We start from the raw sequence: 17,830 nt of genomic DNA, 5'->3' as shown, positions 1-17,830 counted from the left end.
ATGATTCAATCTTCCAAGACAGAAATGAAAACGTGTCGACTTGTCACTTTGGGTTGCAAGGTCAATCAGTATGAAACGCAATTGGTTAAGGAAGCTTTAGAAAAGAATGGCTACCGCGAGGCGACCGAAGAAGAGTCCGCCGACCTGTGCGTGGTCAATACCTGCACAGTGACATCCGAAGGTGACTCCAAGTCGCGAAAGATGATTCGCCAACTGGCCAAGAAGAACCCCGGGACGCGAACTGTCGTCATGGGCTGTTATGCGACTCGCGATCCCAAGTCCGTTTCAGAACTGCCGAGTGTCTTCGAAGTCGTCACTGACAAACGTGAACTTCCCGATATTCTGGATCGGCACGGCATTCATGATATGCCCGAAGGGATCAGCTACTTCGAAGGCCGAAAACGTGCATATGTGAAAGTACAGGATGGGTGCATCCTGCGATGTACTTACTGCATTATTCCCTCTGTTCGACCGGGGCTTCGCAGTCGCGATCCTCAAGACATTGAAGACGAAGTCCGACGGCTGGTCGACAACGGCCACAAGGAAATCATTTTAACAGGGATTCATGTCGGTCATTATGGGGTCGACACGACTCGCAAAAAATCCGGGAAAGCCCCGTTCCGTTTGTGGCATCTGTTCAGAAAGCTGGATGCGATCCCCGGCGACTGGAGAATGCGCCTCTCTTCCATTGAAGCCAATGAAGTTGATACCGATTTCATTTCCGCTGCCGCCGATTGTGAACATTTGTGTCCCCAGTTTCACCCAGCTCTCCAAAGTGGTTCGGACACTGTTCTCGAGCGGATGCGTCGCCGTTACCGATCCGGGCGATTTCTGGAAAAGCTCGAACGAATTCGAGATGTCATTCCAAACGTCGCCTTCACCACAGACATGATTGTCGGCTTTCCAGGTGAGACCGACGAAGAATTCGAAGAAAGCCTCGAAACCTGTCGTCAGGCAAGGTTTATGAAGATTCACGTTTTCCCGTTCAGCACTCGCAAAGGGACGCCCGCTGCCGACTACCCTGATCAGGTTGATCCAAAAATCAAAAAGAACCGATGTGACACCCTGTCGGTTCTGGATCGAGAGTTGGCACTTGATTATTATCAACAACATCTTGAGAAACCTCTTGAGGTAATGATCGAGCGCGAAATCCCAGAATCCCCCGGTTGGGTGAAGGGGACGGATCGCCACTATATTCCTGTCGAAGTCCCGGGTACGAAAATGGACATCGGCACATTCGTTCACTGCTACGGCGAAAAGGCGACCAAAACACACATGCAGGCAAAACGATGACTGATAGCGAGCCACACTTCAGTTTCTTCCTTCTCCGTCATGAAGGTGAAATTGCTCTCGTAACGATAACGCGGGAACAATTGACCGACGACGAAAACCTCGAACAACTCGATCAGGAATTGACGCGAGTCCTTGGTGAGGAATCGGGGAGAAGAATGATCTGTGACCTCTCTGCAGTCAAATATCTGACAAGTTCCGCTATCGGAAAGTTGATTTCTCTACACCGCAAGTCAATTCGAACTGGAAGCCGTATTGTCTTGTGCGGTCTTCAGCCAACTGTCAGAGAAATCCTCGGAACAAGCCACCTTCTGGAATACTTCTCCATCACACCCGATGCTGAGAACGCCATCGCTGAGTTAAATTAATAGATGTCCAGCCACAAGCAATCGAGTCCTGACCTCGCTCCCATTCTCGTTATCGAAGGGATCGACGGATCCGGAAAAGGGACGCAAGCCAAGCATGTCCAGCAGACCCTCAGCAGTGAGGGCCACAACTGCGCTTTGCTCAGCTTTCCGCAGTACGAACAGACATTCTTCGGGAAGCGAATCGGAGATTTTCTGAACGGTTCGTTCGGAGCACTGGATGAACTCAACCCGTTTCTCGTCTCGCTACTTTATTCCGGCGACCGCTTTGAATCGCGCGAGAAGATCCTCGACGCCCGGAAAAATTCGCAACTGCTGATCCTTGATCGCTATGTTCCTTCAAACATCGCTCATCAATCAGCAAAGTATTCCGGTGAGCAAAGATCACAACTGCGTGAATGGATTGAACACATTGAGTACGAGATTTTTTCGGTCCCGCGTCCCAGCGAAATTATTCTCCTCGATACCCCAGTCCAAGTCTCACAAGACTTGATCGCCAAAAAAGAAATGCGGACATACACCGACCAGGCTGCCGACTTGCAGGAAGCGGATGTTCCCTACTTAGACAAAGTCCGTGAAGTCTATCTCGAATTGGCTCGGGAGAATTCGATGTGGAACATCATTCCTGTTTCAAACGGAAGTGAGATTCGATCTATCGAAGAGATCGGCCAGGACATACTAAAAATCGCCCGAAATTTACTTACGGAATCAGCAACCGCGAAGTGATACCACACACCCAATGTGCCTGCCACTTGCCACTGTGATAGTCTCTGTGCTTGCCACTGCCAGACTGGCCCAGCAGCAAATTCAATAGCGAGCCTTACGTTCTGCTTAATAGTGAAAATTTCAGCCCAGCCGTAAACTGTGTCTCATGCCAACCTCAATGCCATCATGCGATCTTTTAGTTCATGGGCCACTTACGGGTGAAGAAAACATGGCTGTCGATGCCCGCATGCTCGAAGCAGCTGTCGCAGGACAGGCAACACTCCGAACTTATCAATGGGTAGAACCGACGGTCTCACTGGGACATTTTCAAGTCACGACATCTGCTGAAATTCCAGAGCGATTCGCGAACCTCGCTGTGGTGAAACGCCTTTCAGGAGGAGGAGCGATTCTGCACGATGAAGAACTGACGTACTCCATCGCACTCCCCAAAGCTCACCCGCTCTGCTCGACACCATCGAGAATTTACAACGAAGTCCACGAGTGCATCATCGAGTTACTTCTGGATGAAGGAATTACTTCTCACCTTCGTGGAGATGCAGCGTTTGCAGAGAAGCCGTTCCTCTGCTTCGGGCGCGGAGATGAACGAGATATCGTCATTGGAGATCATAAAATTGTTGGCAGTGCTCAACGAAGACGACAGGGAGCAGTTCTTCAACATGGGAGCATCCTGCTCGCCCAATCTGAGTACGCGCCAGAGTTTCCAGGGATTCGCGAACTGACTCAAAAAGTACTCGATCCTTCAGAATTCGCCAGCAAATTGCGGGCAACAATTTTCAAACGTCTTTTCATCGATGATGCGACTCCCGAATTGAACTAACCCAAGGTTGGTCTTTACGTTCAACCTTGTCCCCCCAGCAATTTTACTTGTAAAACGCGTTCCATACGGACACACGTTGGAGCAAAACTTATCGCTTCGAGCCAGCTCGCCGTTTCCTCAAAATTTCCATTTCACGATTTGGATCATGCTTGGGGTTCTTCGTTGGCATCTTTGCATTGATGCTCTCTCGCCAATCTGCAAGTTCCCGTTGCATCTGAGTAGCAATTTGTTGATGGTCCTCCTTCGTGCGAGAAGTATCATCAAGCAGGTTGCGAGTTTCCGAAATGTCATTTTCCAGGTTGTACAGTTCCAACTTTCCATCTTCAAAGAATTCAATCAGCTTCCATGGCCCCTGACGAATCGCACCGGCAGGGCGGGAGTGGTGATAATGTGGGAAATGGAAATGCAACGCCGATCGGTCTAAAGTCGCGTTAGAATCTCTCAGGAGCGGCAATAAACTTACCCCGTCGATCGCTTGATGTTCGAAGTCTTCAACACTTGCGAGTTCAGCGAACGTCGGCCAGAAGTCGGTGCTGATTGTCGGTTCATTGCAAACCGTTCCGGGCTGTACCTTTCCCGGCCAGCGGATGATGAGAGGAACACGGATCCCTCCTTCGTAAAGCGTCCCCTTTTCATCTCGAAGCGGGGCATTCGAGCAAACGATCGGTCCACCTAAACTCGCGGACTGATAAAGCCCGCCGTTGTCCGACGTGAAAATCACTATTGTATTTTTCGCCAGCCCCAACTCTTCGACAGCCTGCATCAGTTTCGCAAAACTCCGATCAACGTGCTCCACCATCGCTGCGTAAATTGGGTTGTTCACGCCACCTTCAGGCTTCGGCTTGTTCTCATACTTCTTGATCAGATCTTCGTTTGCATCAAGCGGAATATGAACTGCGTAGTGCGAAAGAAATGCAAAGAACGGCTGTTCTTGATTTTCTCTCATAAAGTCAATTGTCTGATCGGTGAGGAAGTCTGCCAAGTAAGTCCCGTCGGGAACGTCGATGGGAGGGTTCGTTCGAAATCTGGGGGCGTGGTGTCCCCCATTTGTCACCAATGAGATGTCGTATCCTTGGGAGTCCGGTTCCTGCTCACGGTTTCCCAAGTGCCATTTCCCGAAGTAGCCTGTTGCGTATCCTTTACGCTTGAGCATTTCAGCTGGGGTCACAACTTCAGCCGGAAGGGCACCGGTCACTTCTGGAACAATCAATGGAGCAAATGGACGTCGATGTCCAGGAATGAAATCGGTGATCCCCAATCGAGCCTGATTCTGACCACTTTGAATCGATGCACGCGTTGGCGAACAGACCGCTCCCGCAGCGTAGAAATCTGTGAACCGCACGCCTTGTTCAGCGAATCGATCGATGTTCGGTGTCTCGTGAAATCTGCTTCCGTAACAACCCAGATCGGACCACCCCATATCGTCAATCAGCACAAACAATATGTTCGGAGGAGGCTCTGACGCTTCAGCACCATCGGCGATGATTCCGTTAAGAAGGACAACTCCGAGACAACAAAGTTCAACAAACAATGATTTCATTGCAATGCTCTTAACCAGAAAACGACAAGACAGTCACGATCCACGTTCCGATCAGCCCGGCAGTCAAAACGTAGTAACAAAAGGGAATAGCAGTTCGGCGAATGATCTCGCCTTCTCTCCCGGCTAACCCAACCACAGCAGACGCCGCAACAACATTGTGAACACAGATCATGTTCCCGGCCGCTCCTCCCACCGCTTGGAGAGCAATGATCCATCCGGGATCATAGCCAACACGTTGACCGACGCCGAACTGAAACAATGAAAACATCATGTTCGAATTGGTATTCGAGCCAGCGACCGCAGCCCCCATCCCACCAATCAAAGGTGCGAACATCGGCCATGTGCCACCCGCCACATTCGCAATTGCGTTCGCCAGAACGAACGGCATCGTCTCATAACCAGAGGTCCCGCCATCGCTATTGAGAAAGACTTGCACCATCGGGACTGCAAAGAGGAGTGCCACGGATGCTAAAGAAATCGTCTTTACAGAATCAGCGAAAGCACTTCTGGCTTGTTGTCCAGTCATGCGGAACAGTGGGATCGATACCAGCGAGACGAAGACAAAGACTGCCCCCGGAATATAAAGTGGCTCTGCCTTCAGTGAAATGTGAGTCCCAAACAGATTCTCCTTCGAAAGCACCACTGATCTCACGAAGTCTTTGAGCCCGTTGCCAGATTCGCCAGCAAAACCTGGTAACGACGGGACTCGTGTGAGCACGAGCAAAATCGCGACTAGAAAATATGGTGACCAGGCACGCATGAGAGACATTGTCTTGGTGGTATTGACCTTGAGAATCATTCGTCCTCGCCAGCCATCCGGCCAGTTGCCCGGCTCAGGAAAATCCCAAATGGCATCACCTTTCGGAACAAGAAACCCACGCTGACCGGCGAAGACGACAATGGACAGTCCAATCAATCCCCCCAACAGTGACGGGAACTCCGGCCCGAGAAGACAGGCGACGATGACATACGGAACGATCATCGCGAGGGCTGCAAAGATGGCGAACGGCCAAACCGCAAGACCCTCTTTCCAGGATTTCTTTTCTCCAAAGAACCGAGTCAGCATGCAGACAACGAAGAGCGGAATCAGTATTCCGACAGACGCATGGATGAGAGCAACTCGAAATCCGATCATTCGAAGACCGTCATCTAAAGTTGAAATGCCCATGCTTTCGAAGTAGGCCATCACTTCGCTGCTCCCTTCGAGGCTTCCTTTCACTCCGATCAGAATCGGTGTTCCGACGGCGCCGAATGAGACAGGTGTACTCTGAATAATCATACCGACCATCACAGCTGCCAACGGAGGAAAGCCAAGCCCCACCATGAGAGGAACAGCGACCGCAGCGGGTGTTCCGAATCCGGCAGAGCCTTCGATAAAGCTTCCAAATAACCAACCAATAATGATCGCCTGCACACGCCGATCGGGTGAAATATCGGTAAACGTCTGCCGAATTCGCTGAAGAGCTCCTCCTTCACGCAGCACATTGAGCAACAGAATCGCTCCAAAAATAATGTAGAGCAACGTGACGGCGATCACCGCCCCTTTCACTGAGGCGGCTGCAACTTGTGCAAACGAAACTTTCCAGACGAAGAGAGCCAGCGCCACTGCAGTTAGGTATGAAAGCGGCATCGCTCGACTGGCTGGCCAGCGAAGCCCAACCAGGAAAACACCAACGACAAGAATAGGCATCAGCGAGAGCAGAGCGAGCAACAGTTCAGGCATCGCAAACCAGATCTTTTAAGTTCATTGGACAACCACCGACGACAACTTTAATTCGCAACCCCACTGAATGTCACCCCATCGGCAGATGCTTCATGAGATGTTCTCCACGATATGTTCTTGACCGTTACGATTGAAATATCATGCTCCCAACTGTCATAGTGGTCACTCAGGCTTGAAGAGACACGGGACTTGAAGAGACCGCAGAACCAGTGTAATGAGCGATTTCCTCCTTGTTTCAGAAACCGAGTTCGAGCTTTCGGATCAGTTCTAAAAAGGCAAATCATGCTCAGAATTCCGACGATGCTGCTGTTGGCTGTATTGCTTTTGCTTCAATCGGACTCCAGAGGAGACGATTTTTCATTACACACTTTTGAGCGAAAGCAACTTTCAGGCAGCTATTTCTCCGAAGGTGTTGCAGTTGGCGATCTCAACAATGACGGGCACGAAGATATCGTCTATGGGCCGCTCTGGTTCGCCGGCCCCGATTTCGAGGTCAGCCACGAAATCTACAAACCGTTTCCGCAGAACCGTGATCGATACGCCGACAACTTTTTCTCATGGACCTATGATTTCAACAACGATGGCTGGAAAGACATCCTGACGGCCGGATTCCCGGGAACTCCGGCATACGTCTATGAGAACCCGGGCAAGCAGGGCGGCTCGAAGCATTGGACAAAACACGAAGTCTTTGACTGGGTCTCCAACGAATCTCCACAGTTCACAAATCTGGTGGGTGACGAACGTCCTGAACTCGTTTGTACGCGCGACGGCTTCTTTGGGTACGCCTCCATCGACTGGGAGAAACCTTTTTCAAAGTGGACCTTTCACCCCATCTCCGAACAAGTCACAGCTAAGCGATTCGGACATGGCCTCGGAGTTGGGGATATCAATGGCGATGGACGAGAAGACATTATTCACTCCAAAGGCTGGTATGAACAACCTGAGTCGAAGGCTGATTCTTCGCGATGGCTCGCCCATCCGGTTTCCTTCACAACGGCCTATGGCGGAGCGGAAATGTATGCCTACGACGTTGATGGAGATGGGGACAACGACGTCATTACCAGCGAAGCGGCCCACGACTTTGGTCTCTCATGGTATGAACAAATTCAAGACGGTGAGGAGCGAACATTCAAACAACACCTCATCATGGGCGATCATCCTTCTCTGAATCGCTATGGAGTCCTCTTCAGCGAGTTACACTCTGTGAACCTCACTGATGTCGATGGCGACGGGCTCAAGGATATCGTCACAGGGAAAACGTACTATTCGCACCATCAAAAAAGTCCGCTTTGGGACGCCGGTGCTGTCGTTTACTGGTTTCGACTTGTCCGCACTGACGACGGTGTCGACTGGCTTCCGTATCAGGCCGATGATGAAGCCGGGATCGGACGTCAACTGGTCACGGCCGACATCAACAAAGATGGTCAGCTCGACATCATCACCGGGGGCATGGTCGGTGCGCATGTCTTAACCCACAAAATTTCACGTGTCAGTGAAACGGATTGGCAGCAGGCGCAGCCTCAGAAGTACAAAGGGAAACCACTTCCTAAAGTTGATGGAGCAGTCTCACTCCGTGGGAAAAAAGCAGCCATCAATCAAAAAACTGGAGCCGTTGAAAATGCCATCGAAGGCGAATCCTTGAAGCTCAAACCTTCTGCTGGAACGGTTCGGATCCAGTCGATGAAGAACTTTAAAGCGGACCGCTGGAGCGAAGATGCTCAACTCTTCTGGATCGGTGGCAAACCGGGAGACGAACTGCAAATTCCGCTCGACACCCAAAAAGGAAACCACGATCTGGAGCTCGTCCTCACATGTGCTCGCGATTACGGGATCGTTCAACTCTCAATCGGAGCTCTTCAGTTGGGTCCGCCGATAGATCTTTTCGAAACAAATGTCATCACGACCGGAGTTCTACAATTTGAGGATGTCAAAATCGACACCGACTCTTCGGCTTTAACGATTCAGATTCTCGGAGCGAATCCAAAAGCCAAGAAGGGGTACATGCTTGGAATTGATTACTTAAAGATGACCCCAAAATAACAAGACGCATTCGCGACATTTGAACCTGCCAACCTCAGTCTCAATGGAAGACCTTGTGAACAAATTCTCCATCTTAGCCGGGCTGCTCACTTTAGTGCTTGTTCAATCCAATTCCGGGTGGGTCGCAGCCGCTGAACCTTACGATCTTGTCATTCTGAACGGGCGAATCGTCGACGGAACCGGTGCGCCGTGGTATGTCGCCGATATTGGTATCGCAAACGGAAAAGTAAAAAAGATTGGTCAGCTGACCGCGAAGATGGGGAGGGAATCAATTGACGCCGCCGGATTGATCGTCGCTCCCGGATTCATCGACATGATGGGGCAAACAGCCACACCATTTATGGAAGATCCCAAATCCGCATTGAACTTGCTCACCCAAGGAATCACCACCATCAATGCCGGCGAGGGTTCCTCCGCAGCTCCGTTGAATGAATCTGATGGTTTGCGAGAAGGCTGGACGACGATGGCTGAGTATTTTGCACTTCTTGAAATGAAAGGCATGCCGGTCAACGTGGTTCAAACAGTTGGGCACACGCAGGTTCGCAGACTTGTTCTCGGCGAAGTTGATCGAAGGCCGACACCTGATGAACTCAAGCAGATGCAGTCGCTGGTCCGTGAAGCGATGGAAGCTGGAGCAATTGGAGTTTCGACAGCCTTGATCTACCCACCTGCTGTTTACGCAACGACTGAAGAAATCGGTGCTCTGGTGAAAGTCGCAGGTGAATATGGTGGTGGTTATTACACGCATATGAGAAACGAAGGGGACCAACTCCTCGAAGCGATTGACGAAGCTCTCGAAATCGGAGAAGCGGGAAAGGCCCCAGTTCACATCTATCACCTCAAGGCAGCTGGGCAACAAAACTGGGGTAAGATGCAACTCGCCATCGCTAAAATTAAAGAAGCTCGCTCGAAAGGTCAGCAGGTGACTGCCGATATTTATCCGTACATCAACAACGGATTAGGAATTGCGGCACTCATTCACCCGCGTCATTTCACTGAAGGATACAACAAGCTCCGCCGCCAATTGGATGCCCCCAAGCTCCGGGCAGAAATCCGCAAAGAGATGGAAACAACAGATGGCTGGGAAAACTGGTTCCGGCATTCCGGTCACGATTGGAATCGTATTGTCATTGGTCAAACGACTGATCCGAATTATGCCAAACATAAAGGCAAGAGTGTTGCAGAAATCGCAAGAAGGCAGGGTGAAGACCCTTGGGAGACATTCTTCAACCTCGCAAAATCTGGAGCGTTTGCGTTGCCTCAAACAATGTCCGAGGCCAATAAAATTCTGGCAATGCAGCAGGAGTTCGTTTCATTTTGTACCGACGTTGGACCTGCAAACGGCAACCGTATCGCCTCGCATCCGAGAGCCTTCGGATCGTTTCCCAGAATGCTTTCACGATATGTACGAGACTTGGGAGTGATTTCTCTCGAAAGAGCGATCGCACAGGCAACTGCCGTCGCAGCGAATGATGTGAGAATCTACGACCGAGGCCGAATCGCCGAAGGTCTGGCGGCCGATGTCATTCTCTTCGATTATGAAAAGCTGACAGACAAAGCAACTTTCGAACAACCAGATGCTCTCTCCGAAGGGATGCAGCATGTCATCGTCAATGGGCAGCTTGTTTTAAAAGACGGGAAAGCAACCAGCAATCGACCAGGGCGAGTTCTGCGTGGTCCGGGCTACGACGAAGCCAAAGCAGCGTACAATCTTTCTACGGGAAAAGTTCAGCCAGAAACAGCAAGTTACGATCAACATATTCGCGAGTTTATGAAGACGCACCGTGTTCCAGGACTTGCAGTGGCAGTGACGAACAATGGTCAGCTCATGCACTCACGCGGCTACGGTTATGCTGATATCGCTGCAAAAGAAAAAGTTCAGCCAACGAGTTTGTTCCGCATCGCCAGCCTCTCAAAGCCAATCACTGCTGTCGCCATCCTGCAACTCGTCGAACAGGGAAAGCTGAGTCTGGACGACAAGGTTTTCGAAGTGCTTGACCAGTACGAAGCACAGATCAAATCCGCCGGAGACAAATTTGATTCACGTCAACGTGACATCACGATCCGGCACCTGCTGCAACACCGAGGCGGCTGGGATCGAGGGAAGTCTTTCGACGCGATGTTCCAGTCAGTCCGATTTGCAAAACAAGTCGGCGTCCCAGCCCCTTCGAGCTCTGAGGATGTCATCGTTGCGATGTTCAGTCAACAGCTCGATTTTGCCCCCGGTCAACGGTACTCCTATTCGAATTTTGGATACTGCCTGCTCGGCCGCGTTATCGAAAAAGTAACAGGGCAGGGGTATGAGGAATATGTGAAGCAGCACGTGCTTGCTCCTCTAGGTATTACGACAATGCGAATTGGACGAACTCATCTCCAAGACCGAGCCGAAAACGAAGTTCGGTATTATCATCCCGGTTCGAGCAAGTCAGTCTTCGCAATGAATCTCGATCAAAAAGTTCCCTGGACTTACGGCGGTTGGCATCTGGAAGCAATGGATGCTCACGGAGCATGGATTGCCTCGGCCGTCGACCTCGCCCGATTCGCATCCGCTTTTGATGACCCCGACAACTGCAAAGTTCTTTCTCGAAAAAGCATCGAGACCATGTTCTCACGGCCACCTGGACTTGCAGGGCATGACGAAGATGGCAAGCCGAAGGAGACTTTCTACTCTCTGGGTTGGTCCAACAGAACTGTTGATGAAGAGAACACCAACCATTGGCATTCAGGCTCGCTCTCAGGAACTGCAACAATCATGATAAGACGGCATGATGGAAAAAACTTCATTGCCCTGATGAATACCCGAACAGGTCCCTCTTCAAGTCATCTCGGAAGAGAGATCGACAAACTCCTTCACCGTGCCGCCAATGAAATCTCGATTTGGCCCGAGCAGGACTTGTTTAGAGACGATTAAATTCGCCACCGTTTCTCAAAGAAACAATTAACGAGTCGACATCTTTCTACCAGAGCAGTTTGCTCTACCGTGTGCCTGTGATGAACACGTTTCATCAATAAAATCGCTGTTCGTCACGAGGCGGAACCTGTACACCAACTCGTAAGATGCTCTAACGATACGCAACTTCGCGATGAGCCAGCCACCGTGGTGCAGACGTTGGCCAATCGGAAAACGCTCGCCCCGAAATGTGACGTTCATCAGCGGGTTTTCTCGTGGTCTTATCCAGCCACTAAGAATCAGAAGTCGTTAGACATGAAACGGACCATTCGAAGAATCCGATCGACGTCAGCTTTGTTCGCAGTGATTCCACGTCGGCATCAGAAAGACGCCCCTGAGGGAGCCGACATCCGCCAACATCCAGTCCTTTCATTCCCAGTACAGCCTTCATCGCCGGATGAAACGGGTATTGATTCAGCGTTCGAATCATGTTGATCGACAAAGCCTGAAGTCGACGGGCCTCAATGACATAACCACTTCCAAATGCTTCGATCAGCCGTCGGTACAGCGGTGCGGCGATGTTGTAGGTACTGCCAATTCCGGCGGTAGCTCCGGTTGCGAGTGCCCCCAGCAGCATTTCGTCAAAGCCCCAAACCACGTCGAAGCGGCCATCCTGCAGTCCCAGACACTCCTGAAATTCATGTAAAGTCGCTGCGGTGTACTTCAGACCAGCGAGGTTGGAAATCTGCTTCGCACCCTGAGTCAGAAAATCTACCATATCAATATTTGAACCGGTCAGGGTTGGAATATGGTAGTAGTAGAACGGTAGATCCGGTGCGCCAGACGCAACTTCAGCCATGCAGTCGACAAGTCCTTCGACCGTGCAGACTTTGAAGTAGGACGGGCAGGTTGCTGAAATGATATCGGCACCAATTTCCTGAGCGTGTGCCGACAATTGTCGTGCTTCGTCGAGGCTGTTGTGGCCGACTTGAATAATCACGGGCACGCGCCCGGCAGCAGCTTTGACATAGGCTGCTGCGACCTCGCGGCGATCATCAGTGCTCAGCGACATCCCCTCGCCGGTGCTGCCACAGACGTAAAGGCCCGTGATGCCGCTTTCCAGAAGGTGTTCCACCATCGGTTCGACCTGATCGAGATTCAGGTCTCCAGCAGCATTCAACGGTGTGTAGGTCGCAGCGATAAGGTTGGTCAACCGGTTCATTTGTTTTTCCTGGTTATTGATGTGTCTTGGGGGACGAAACATAGGGTTTGTGCAATTTCTCACCAGTCAGCGCAGCCAGCGTGAAGCGAACAAAGCGAATTTCATTGTGGCCCGGTTCGTAAAGCACACCGATGCTTCCATCTTTCAGGATCGTAATTGCCGAATATGCTGATGGCCCACTGTCGATCACCTTCCCGGCACTCCAGATGTGACCACTGTCGTAGCTAATGCGCACCGCCAGATTCTTGCGACCGCTAATCGACGCGGCATTGCAGAAGATCAGCCGATCTTTAGCATAGCCATCTCGCTTTGCGGTGTATTGGATGATGCAGGCGTTGCACCGCGGGTCTGGAAGGTTGAAATCGGCAACACTTTCCCAGGTTTTCCCGCCATCAGACGAACGATGTACAAACCGCTTCCCTGGCGAGATCCGTGAATTTACCATCAGCGAATCATCGGGCAACTGAACAACTTTTGACTCATCTCCCGGAGTGACCTCCCCCATGGCTTCCCACGTCGCACCGTGGTCACGGCTTCCAAACAGCGTGACGCCTTTGCCCACGCGGACATAGTTGTGAATCAACACTCCCTCACGAGTCTGAATGCCCCGGCCTGAAGTGATGAATTTGAAAGCGTGTCTCAGTTCGGGACCGGCCACCTGATCAGTGAAATCAACTGGTGTCCCCCAAGTCTTCCCATGATCAGAACTCTTCTGCACGATGAAGCGGTACTCTTTGCTCGACTTGTCTGAGTTCATGTAGTTGTAGAAGCAAAAGATGTCACCAGTGACTTCGTCAACCACAAGGGAAGGATCGCTGCAGCCTCCGTCAGTACGAGGGTTCACCATTTTCATGGGAGTCCACGTTTCCCCGTTGTCTACGCTCCGTCGAACGACGATATCAATTGTCCGTTGGTGAACCAGGTCGGCGCTTCCCTGCCTTCGAGCATCACACATCGCGATCAGGTCTCCGTTCGTGGCCGTCACGATCGACGGAATACGGAATGTGTGAGTTTCCTGCGTTCCGGAGATAAAGAGCGGCTGATTGCTAACAAGCTCTAGTGGCTCGGTCGGCATCACGACGGAGGGCACGGACGTGGGTTGCTGCGGTGCGGACGCATGAAACGACAAATCGTCGATGAGCACACCAGACTGCGGAGCAGCGGTCACCTGGAAGCGAATCGCTTCGACCTCACCATCACCGGAGATGGGAAGTTGAATATGTGAAAGAAATCGGGCACCGACGGAGATAACGTTGTCAAGTTGCGCGACTTCTCGCCACACACCAGCCTGTTGAGCTTCTACTCGAAACGTGAACGGTTCTTTGACGGTCCAGCGTTCCGCGTGAAAGACTATCCCTTTGATCGCTCGCATTTTGTCAGGAAGCTCAAAAGTGATCGAGTTGTTTTCGTCACCAAGCAGATGTAAACACTGATTTCCGCGACGTGCAAATTTCGAGGAAATCGCCGCTGTACCTGTCGCCTGAATTCTGACAGCGCCGTCTTGAAGCTCGTGAAACGTGGCGACCTTCTCGTCTTCAAACGACGTGCGGTAAAGGACATCATCGGTAGCTTCACTGGCGGTCGCCAGTCCGGGAGAAACCGTGAGAAGCCCGACTAGAACGATTGTTCGCACGTTTTGTATATTCAACGTTACCGGTCCTGTGTTTGTACGTACGGATTGTTAGCTTGACGCGCAAAAAACGATCAACTGATTCCATGCTGACTGGCATTCTCAGGTTTTCAAGCCAACAAAGCCATCGCCTGGCTGTCACTTCGACTTAAGGATTTGACTTCAAGGGAAAGTCGATTTCATTTCCTTCCGCCTTCACTTCAGCTGTAAGCGTCGTAGCGGAGTTATATCTGGCAGGCACCAACTCCGCCGGGCTTCCTGCATCTGGTTCATTCGGATTAGCACCCGCAGGAGCTTCCTGTTTCGAAATCGTGACCGAGTGAGTGCCGATCGTGGCACCCTTTGTGTCACGGATATAGACCAACTCGTACTGACCGTCCTCATTGGTTTCTCCCATCGATGATCGGCCACTCTCCGGTGTGAACACAACCACGGCACCACTCAATGGCTCGTCATCGAGTGTAATCACTCCAGTGACTCTGCCCAGATTCGGCTGATCCGTGACTCCGCCACCACACCCACACAGCAGCGTGACGAATCCTAAGGTAAGACAACAAGCAAATCGCATTTCCTATCTCCTTCAAACAGCAGGGGCAGAGTATGAGGTTCTGGGCGTGAAAACTATTGGCGACCTAGAATTCGCCAACGACGTTGCTGTCGGCAATTCGAGAGAGGTTTGCCATTGTCCCATTGGGGGAGTGGTCCACGTTTTCACTAATGAACCGAACCGACCCATCAAACAGTAAGAATTGGGCGCCACCTGTGTGATAGCTGGAGAATGACCAGAATCTGTTGAACTGGGTATTCGCAACACCGTTTGTCGGCAGCACCGGATGTGTTGAGCTGAGAACAGCGAACCAGCCGGAAACTTTGAACGGAGTATTGATGTTCGGAGTGGTTGACCAGGAACTAAAGTTCGTTCGCGAAAAATTGGCTGCTGCCCAAACTCGCCCCGCATTCAGGGTGTTTGTGCCCGGAACTTTTCCCGTTGCTTCACCCACCGCGATCGAATTGCTGGAGCCGTCGGTGATGTCACCCATTCGAACCTTGCTGTTGGCAAAGAATCCTCCACCGCCATTGTCATTATAGTTGCTGTTCCAGAAGGCCGAAGTACTGTAGCCAACACATGCTCCGTAGTTTGAGGTCCCGAGCTGTATGTTGCCTGAGCCGTCATTTTTTCCGAAGCGAATTCGATCATTCAGCTCGAGAGAAACTTCCGATGGGCATCGGTATACAGGCAGATGTGTTTGCAGCAACGAAAGGTCGCTGGCAATAACGTCTGACACAGAATTGTTGCCCGGGTCCATTGCTTGGTAGAGGGCCGACTGTTCAACGTAGGGCAGAAGCATCGTTCCCCATGCCCAGCAGTGTTCGTTCACGTCGTTGGCTTGCACCAGCCCCGGTGGAAATGTCAGATTGACATCGTGATAGTTGTGTAGCGCCAACCCAATCTGCTTGATGTTGTTCTTACATTGTGAACGGCGGGCTGCTTCTCTCGCCTGCTGAACTGCGGGCAAGAGCAGGGCAACGAGAATGGCAATGATTGCAATGACTACCAGCAATTCGATGAGTGTAAACGCTCTGCGACGCTGCATGGCAAGGCTCCTGTAGTAAGAGATAGAACGAATCGATAACGTGAACATGCTCCATGAATTGCCAAAGCTGGGCGACCGAATAAACGAATTTTTATGTGCGCATTTTGCTTGTGCTGAACGCAAAGGATTATTTTGGACGAGAACAGCCACCCAACCAATCGGGATTCGCCCCATAAATCAAGACAAGGAGCCGCTAGCCGATTCAGTCTGCCACGAAGATCATTGCGGCTAGAGCATCTTTCGAATTGGTGTACTGGTTCTGCCGCGTGGCGAACAGCGATTTTATTGATGAAACGCGTTCTTCACGGGCACACGGTAGAGCAAACTGCTCTATTCAGGGTCACCTGAGCGCAACTGTCCCGGTGTCATTCCCGTGCTTTCTCGAAACGCGCGTACGAAGCCACTGGCGCTGTCGAAACCACTCCTGATTCCCACATCGATGACTCGGAGATTTGTAGTGGTTAACAGACGCCTGGCGATTCGGATTCGCTCCATACGAAGTTCTGTGCTTACCGTATGACCAAGTGCTGCTTTAAATCGCTTGTCGAGAGTCTTACGGGCCATGTCGAAGTGTTCTGCAATTTCTTCTGCCGTAATGGGGTGATGGCAATGATTGCGAATATAGGTCACGACGGATACCAGTTCAGTGTCGTCAAGAGCCAGGAACTCAGACGATCTTCGCACAACAATTTGCCCCGGAGGGACCAGAATGGGAGCGTGCGGTCTGGATTCTCCCCGCATTAGACCATGGACCAGTTCGGCCGCGAGATAGCCAATCCTTTCCGAATTCTGGGCGATACTCGACAAGGCTGGCATCGTCGTTTCGCAGATCAGCCGATAGTCGTTGACTCCAATGATGGCAACGTCGAACGGAACGGATCGTCCGATTGCGTTGCAGGCCTCCACCACCTCAAAGGCAAATTCGTCATGTGCTGCCATCACACCGAACGGACCAGGGATGGAAGATAGCACTTCTTGTAGAGCTTTCCGCTTGATTCGCCGTACACTGAAATCTCCTGTTGTCTCCGCCTCGAATTCAAGGTCAATGTGATGACAAGGATAGTCGTGTGTAGAAAGGTATTCTGAAAAGCCGTCACGCCGCAGACGGTTGTGGTACCACGCAAAGTGACCAACGAACGCGAATTTTCGCAGTCCAAGGCTCATTAAATGCTCAGCAGCCAGCTTTCCGATCAGAGCATTGTCTGAGTGGACAACTGGTATGATGTCGGACGGATCTGTGTGAAGAGTTAAGTTCACGACCGGAACATTCAAACTGGCCAACTTCGACATCTGCTCGTCGGTTTCAGCACAAGCGATGACGCCGTTGCTGGAGATTTGATTGGTCATCGACCATGGCAAATAGGGAATGGCCGCGTGCTTGGCAATCCGAAATTCAGGGACGTCACGAGCGTAGTCAATGACTCCGCGGATCATTCGCAATTGATTGTCCGATGTCGGGACAATCATGAGTGTCACATCGTGATGCATGGGATATGATTCAAACTATTAGTGCGGTCGATTACCATTCCAGCGGACGACACCTTCAATCGCTTCGTATTCCGTCAGACCACCACTAGCCGTGTCAACGTTGCGTGCTACAGTTCGCAACAAGACTCCACTCGTATCGGCCTTAGGGCGCAATGGACGGTCTTTTTGCGACTCGTATTTAAAAAGGGCTGCGAGTTTACGGCTGGCTTTAAGTGGCCCACCACGTGGGTGAGGAACGCCGTTTAGAATAATAACTCTCTCTTACGTAAGATTCCCAGCCTGCGAGAGACAACTGGCGTTTGATACCGTGACAATTTGGAGCCTTTGCCTGACTTGGTCGGCCCAATTTCAACACCGAAACTCGCCAAACGGCCGGAAAACCAGTTGCGTCGGGAGGACTGGCAAATCTTTGAACCATGGACAAATGCTGTAGACATTGGTCAGAAAATGTAGCGTTTGTCGGAGGGCTCGTTGTATGATTTTCGGAAGTAGAGTTTCCTGTTG

At 51.3% G+C, this 17,830-nt stretch carries 13 protein-coding genes; 6 read left to right on the top strand and 7 right to left on the bottom strand.

Translation table 11 applies throughout. The features are described from left to right. Positions 1 to 24 precede the first annotated feature (24 nt). The 4 genes from mtaB (at position 25) to ACN0YR_RS06570 (ending at position 3,198) form a co-directional block, all read left to right on the top strand. On the top strand, positions 25 to 1,293 hold the full coding sequence (mtaB, locus tag ACN0YR_RS06585; RefSeq protein WP_417848401.1) for a tRNA (N(6)-L-threonylcarbamoyladenosine(37)-C(2))-methylthiotransferase MtaB: 1,269 nt from the start codon (positions 25 to 27) through the stop codon (positions 1,291 to 1,293). Continuing rightward, entirely contained in the window at positions 1,290 to 1,658 is a 369-nt protein-coding gene (locus ACN0YR_RS06580) for an STAS domain-containing protein (RefSeq protein WP_417848400.1), read from the top strand. Before mtaB ends, ACN0YR_RS06580 begins: the two co-directional genes overlap by 4 nt. Positions 1,659 to 1,661: 3 nt before the next feature. Then, complete coding sequence (locus ACN0YR_RS06575; protein WP_417848399.1) at positions 1,662 to 2,381, top strand: thymidylate kinase; 720 nt, start codon at positions 1,662 to 1,664, stop codon at positions 2,379 to 2,381. A gap of 145 nt (positions 2,382 to 2,526) precedes the next feature. After that, on the top strand, positions 2,527 to 3,198 hold the full coding sequence (locus ACN0YR_RS06570) for a lipoate--protein ligase family protein (protein WP_417848398.1): 672 nt from the start codon (positions 2,527 to 2,529) through the stop codon (positions 3,196 to 3,198). An 88-nt stretch (positions 3,199 to 3,286) separates the two neighbouring features. On the opposite strand, the gene ACN0YR_RS06565 is transcribed toward ACN0YR_RS06570, so the two are convergent. Together ACN0YR_RS06565 and ACN0YR_RS06560 are read right to left on the bottom strand one after the other, a co-directional pair. Continuing rightward, a complete protein-coding gene (locus tag ACN0YR_RS06565) occupies positions 3,287 to 4,738 on the bottom strand; it encodes a sulfatase (RefSeq protein ID WP_417848397.1) in 1,452 nt (483 codons plus the stop codon). Between the two features lie 10 nt (positions 4,739 to 4,748). After that, positions 4,749 to 6,461, bottom strand: coding sequence for an L-lactate permease (locus ACN0YR_RS06560; RefSeq protein WP_417848396.1), 1,713 nt, complete (start codon positions 6,459 to 6,461; stop codon positions 4,749 to 4,751). Positions 6,462 to 6,743: 282 nt separating this feature from the next. Between ACN0YR_RS06560 and ACN0YR_RS06555 the strand changes: the two genes are divergently transcribed. Then, positions 6,744 to 8,501 (top strand): FG-GAP repeat domain-containing protein, encoded by a 1,758-nt coding sequence (locus ACN0YR_RS06555; RefSeq protein ID WP_417848395.1) that lies wholly within the window; start codon positions 6,744 to 6,746, stop codon positions 8,499 to 8,501. Positions 8,502 to 8,556: 55 nt separating this feature from the next. Next, positions 8,557 to 11,412: a serine hydrolase gene (locus ACN0YR_RS06550; RefSeq protein ID WP_417848394.1), complete on the top strand. Its 2,856-nt coding sequence runs from the start codon at positions 8,557 to 8,559 to the stop codon at positions 11,410 to 11,412. A gap of 271 nt (positions 11,413 to 11,683) precedes the next feature. Here ACN0YR_RS06550 and ACN0YR_RS06545 read toward each other — a convergent pair whose 3' ends face one another. The 5 genes from ACN0YR_RS06545 to ACN0YR_RS06525 form a co-directional block, all read right to left on the bottom strand. Further along, complete coding sequence (locus ACN0YR_RS06545) at positions 11,684 to 12,613, bottom strand: dihydrodipicolinate synthase family protein (protein ID WP_417848393.1); 930 nt, start codon at positions 12,611 to 12,613, stop codon at positions 11,684 to 11,686. Positions 12,614 to 12,626: 13 nt separating this feature from the next. Then, positions 12,627 to 14,261, bottom strand: a complete 1,635-nt coding sequence (locus ACN0YR_RS06540) for a sialidase family protein (RefSeq protein WP_417848392.1) — start codon at positions 14,259 to 14,261, stop codon at positions 12,627 to 12,629. A gap of 130 nt (positions 14,262 to 14,391) precedes the next feature. Next, complete coding sequence (locus ACN0YR_RS06535) at positions 14,392 to 14,811, bottom strand: hypothetical protein (RefSeq protein WP_417848391.1); 420 nt, start codon at positions 14,809 to 14,811, stop codon at positions 14,392 to 14,394. Positions 14,812 to 14,875: 64 nt separating this feature from the next. Further along, a complete protein-coding gene (locus ACN0YR_RS06530; RefSeq protein WP_417848390.1) occupies positions 14,876 to 15,838 on the bottom strand; it encodes a DUF1559 domain-containing protein in 963 nt (320 codons plus the stop codon). 330 nt (positions 15,839 to 16,168) lie between these two features. Continuing rightward, a complete protein-coding gene (locus ACN0YR_RS06525) occupies positions 16,169 to 17,326 on the bottom strand; it encodes a substrate-binding domain-containing protein (RefSeq protein WP_417848389.1) in 1,158 nt (385 codons plus the stop codon). Between the last annotated feature and the right edge of the window lie 504 nt (positions 17,327 to 17,830).

The organism is Thalassoglobus sp., from assembly GCF_048270125.1.
GTDB lineage: Bacteria > Planctomycetota > Planctomycetia > Planctomycetales > Planctomycetaceae > Thalassoglobus.
Note: the sequence above shows the minus strand (reverse complement) of the source record. Positions and strands in the feature narration are given on the sequence as shown.

Excerpts from the sequence above, each read along its gene's own strand:
- ACN0YR_RS06570 (WP_417848398.1), top strand. The coding sequence starts at position 2,527 with ATGCCAACCTCAATGCCATCATGCGATCTTTTAGTTCATGGGCCACTT.
- ACN0YR_RS06555 (WP_417848395.1), top strand. The coding sequence starts at position 6,744 with ATGCTCAGAATTCCGACGATGCTGCTGTTGGCTGTATTGCTTTTGCTT.
- ACN0YR_RS06580 (WP_417848400.1), top strand. The coding sequence starts at position 1,290 with ATGACTGATAGCGAGCCACACTTCAGTTTCTTCCTTCTCCGTCATGAA.
- ACN0YR_RS06575 (WP_417848399.1), top strand. The coding sequence starts at position 1,662 with ATGTCCAGCCACAAGCAATCGAGTCCTGACCTCGCTCCCATTCTCGTT.
- ACN0YR_RS06535 (WP_417848391.1), bottom strand. The coding sequence starts at position 14,811 with ATGCGATTTGCTTGTTGTCTTACCTTAGGATTCGTCACGCTGCTGTGT.
- ACN0YR_RS06560 (WP_417848396.1), bottom strand. The coding sequence starts at position 6,461 with ATGCCTGAACTGTTGCTCGCTCTGCTCTCGCTGATGCCTATTCTTGTC.
- ACN0YR_RS06525 (WP_417848389.1), bottom strand. The coding sequence starts at position 17,326 with ATGCATCACGATGTGACACTCATGATTGTCCCGACATCGGACAATCAA.
- mtaB (WP_417848401.1), top strand. The coding sequence starts at position 25 with ATGAAAACGTGTCGACTTGTCACTTTGGGTTGCAAGGTCAATCAGTAT.
- ACN0YR_RS06545 (WP_417848393.1), bottom strand. The coding sequence starts at position 12,613 with ATGAACCGGTTGACCAACCTTATCGCTGCGACCTACACACCGTTGAAT.
- ACN0YR_RS06530 (WP_417848390.1), bottom strand. The coding sequence starts at position 15,838 with ATGCAGCGTCGCAGAGCGTTTACACTCATCGAATTGCTGGTAGTCATT.
- ACN0YR_RS06565 (WP_417848397.1), bottom strand. The coding sequence starts at position 4,738 with ATGAAATCATTGTTTGTTGAACTTTGTTGTCTCGGAGTTGTCCTTCTT.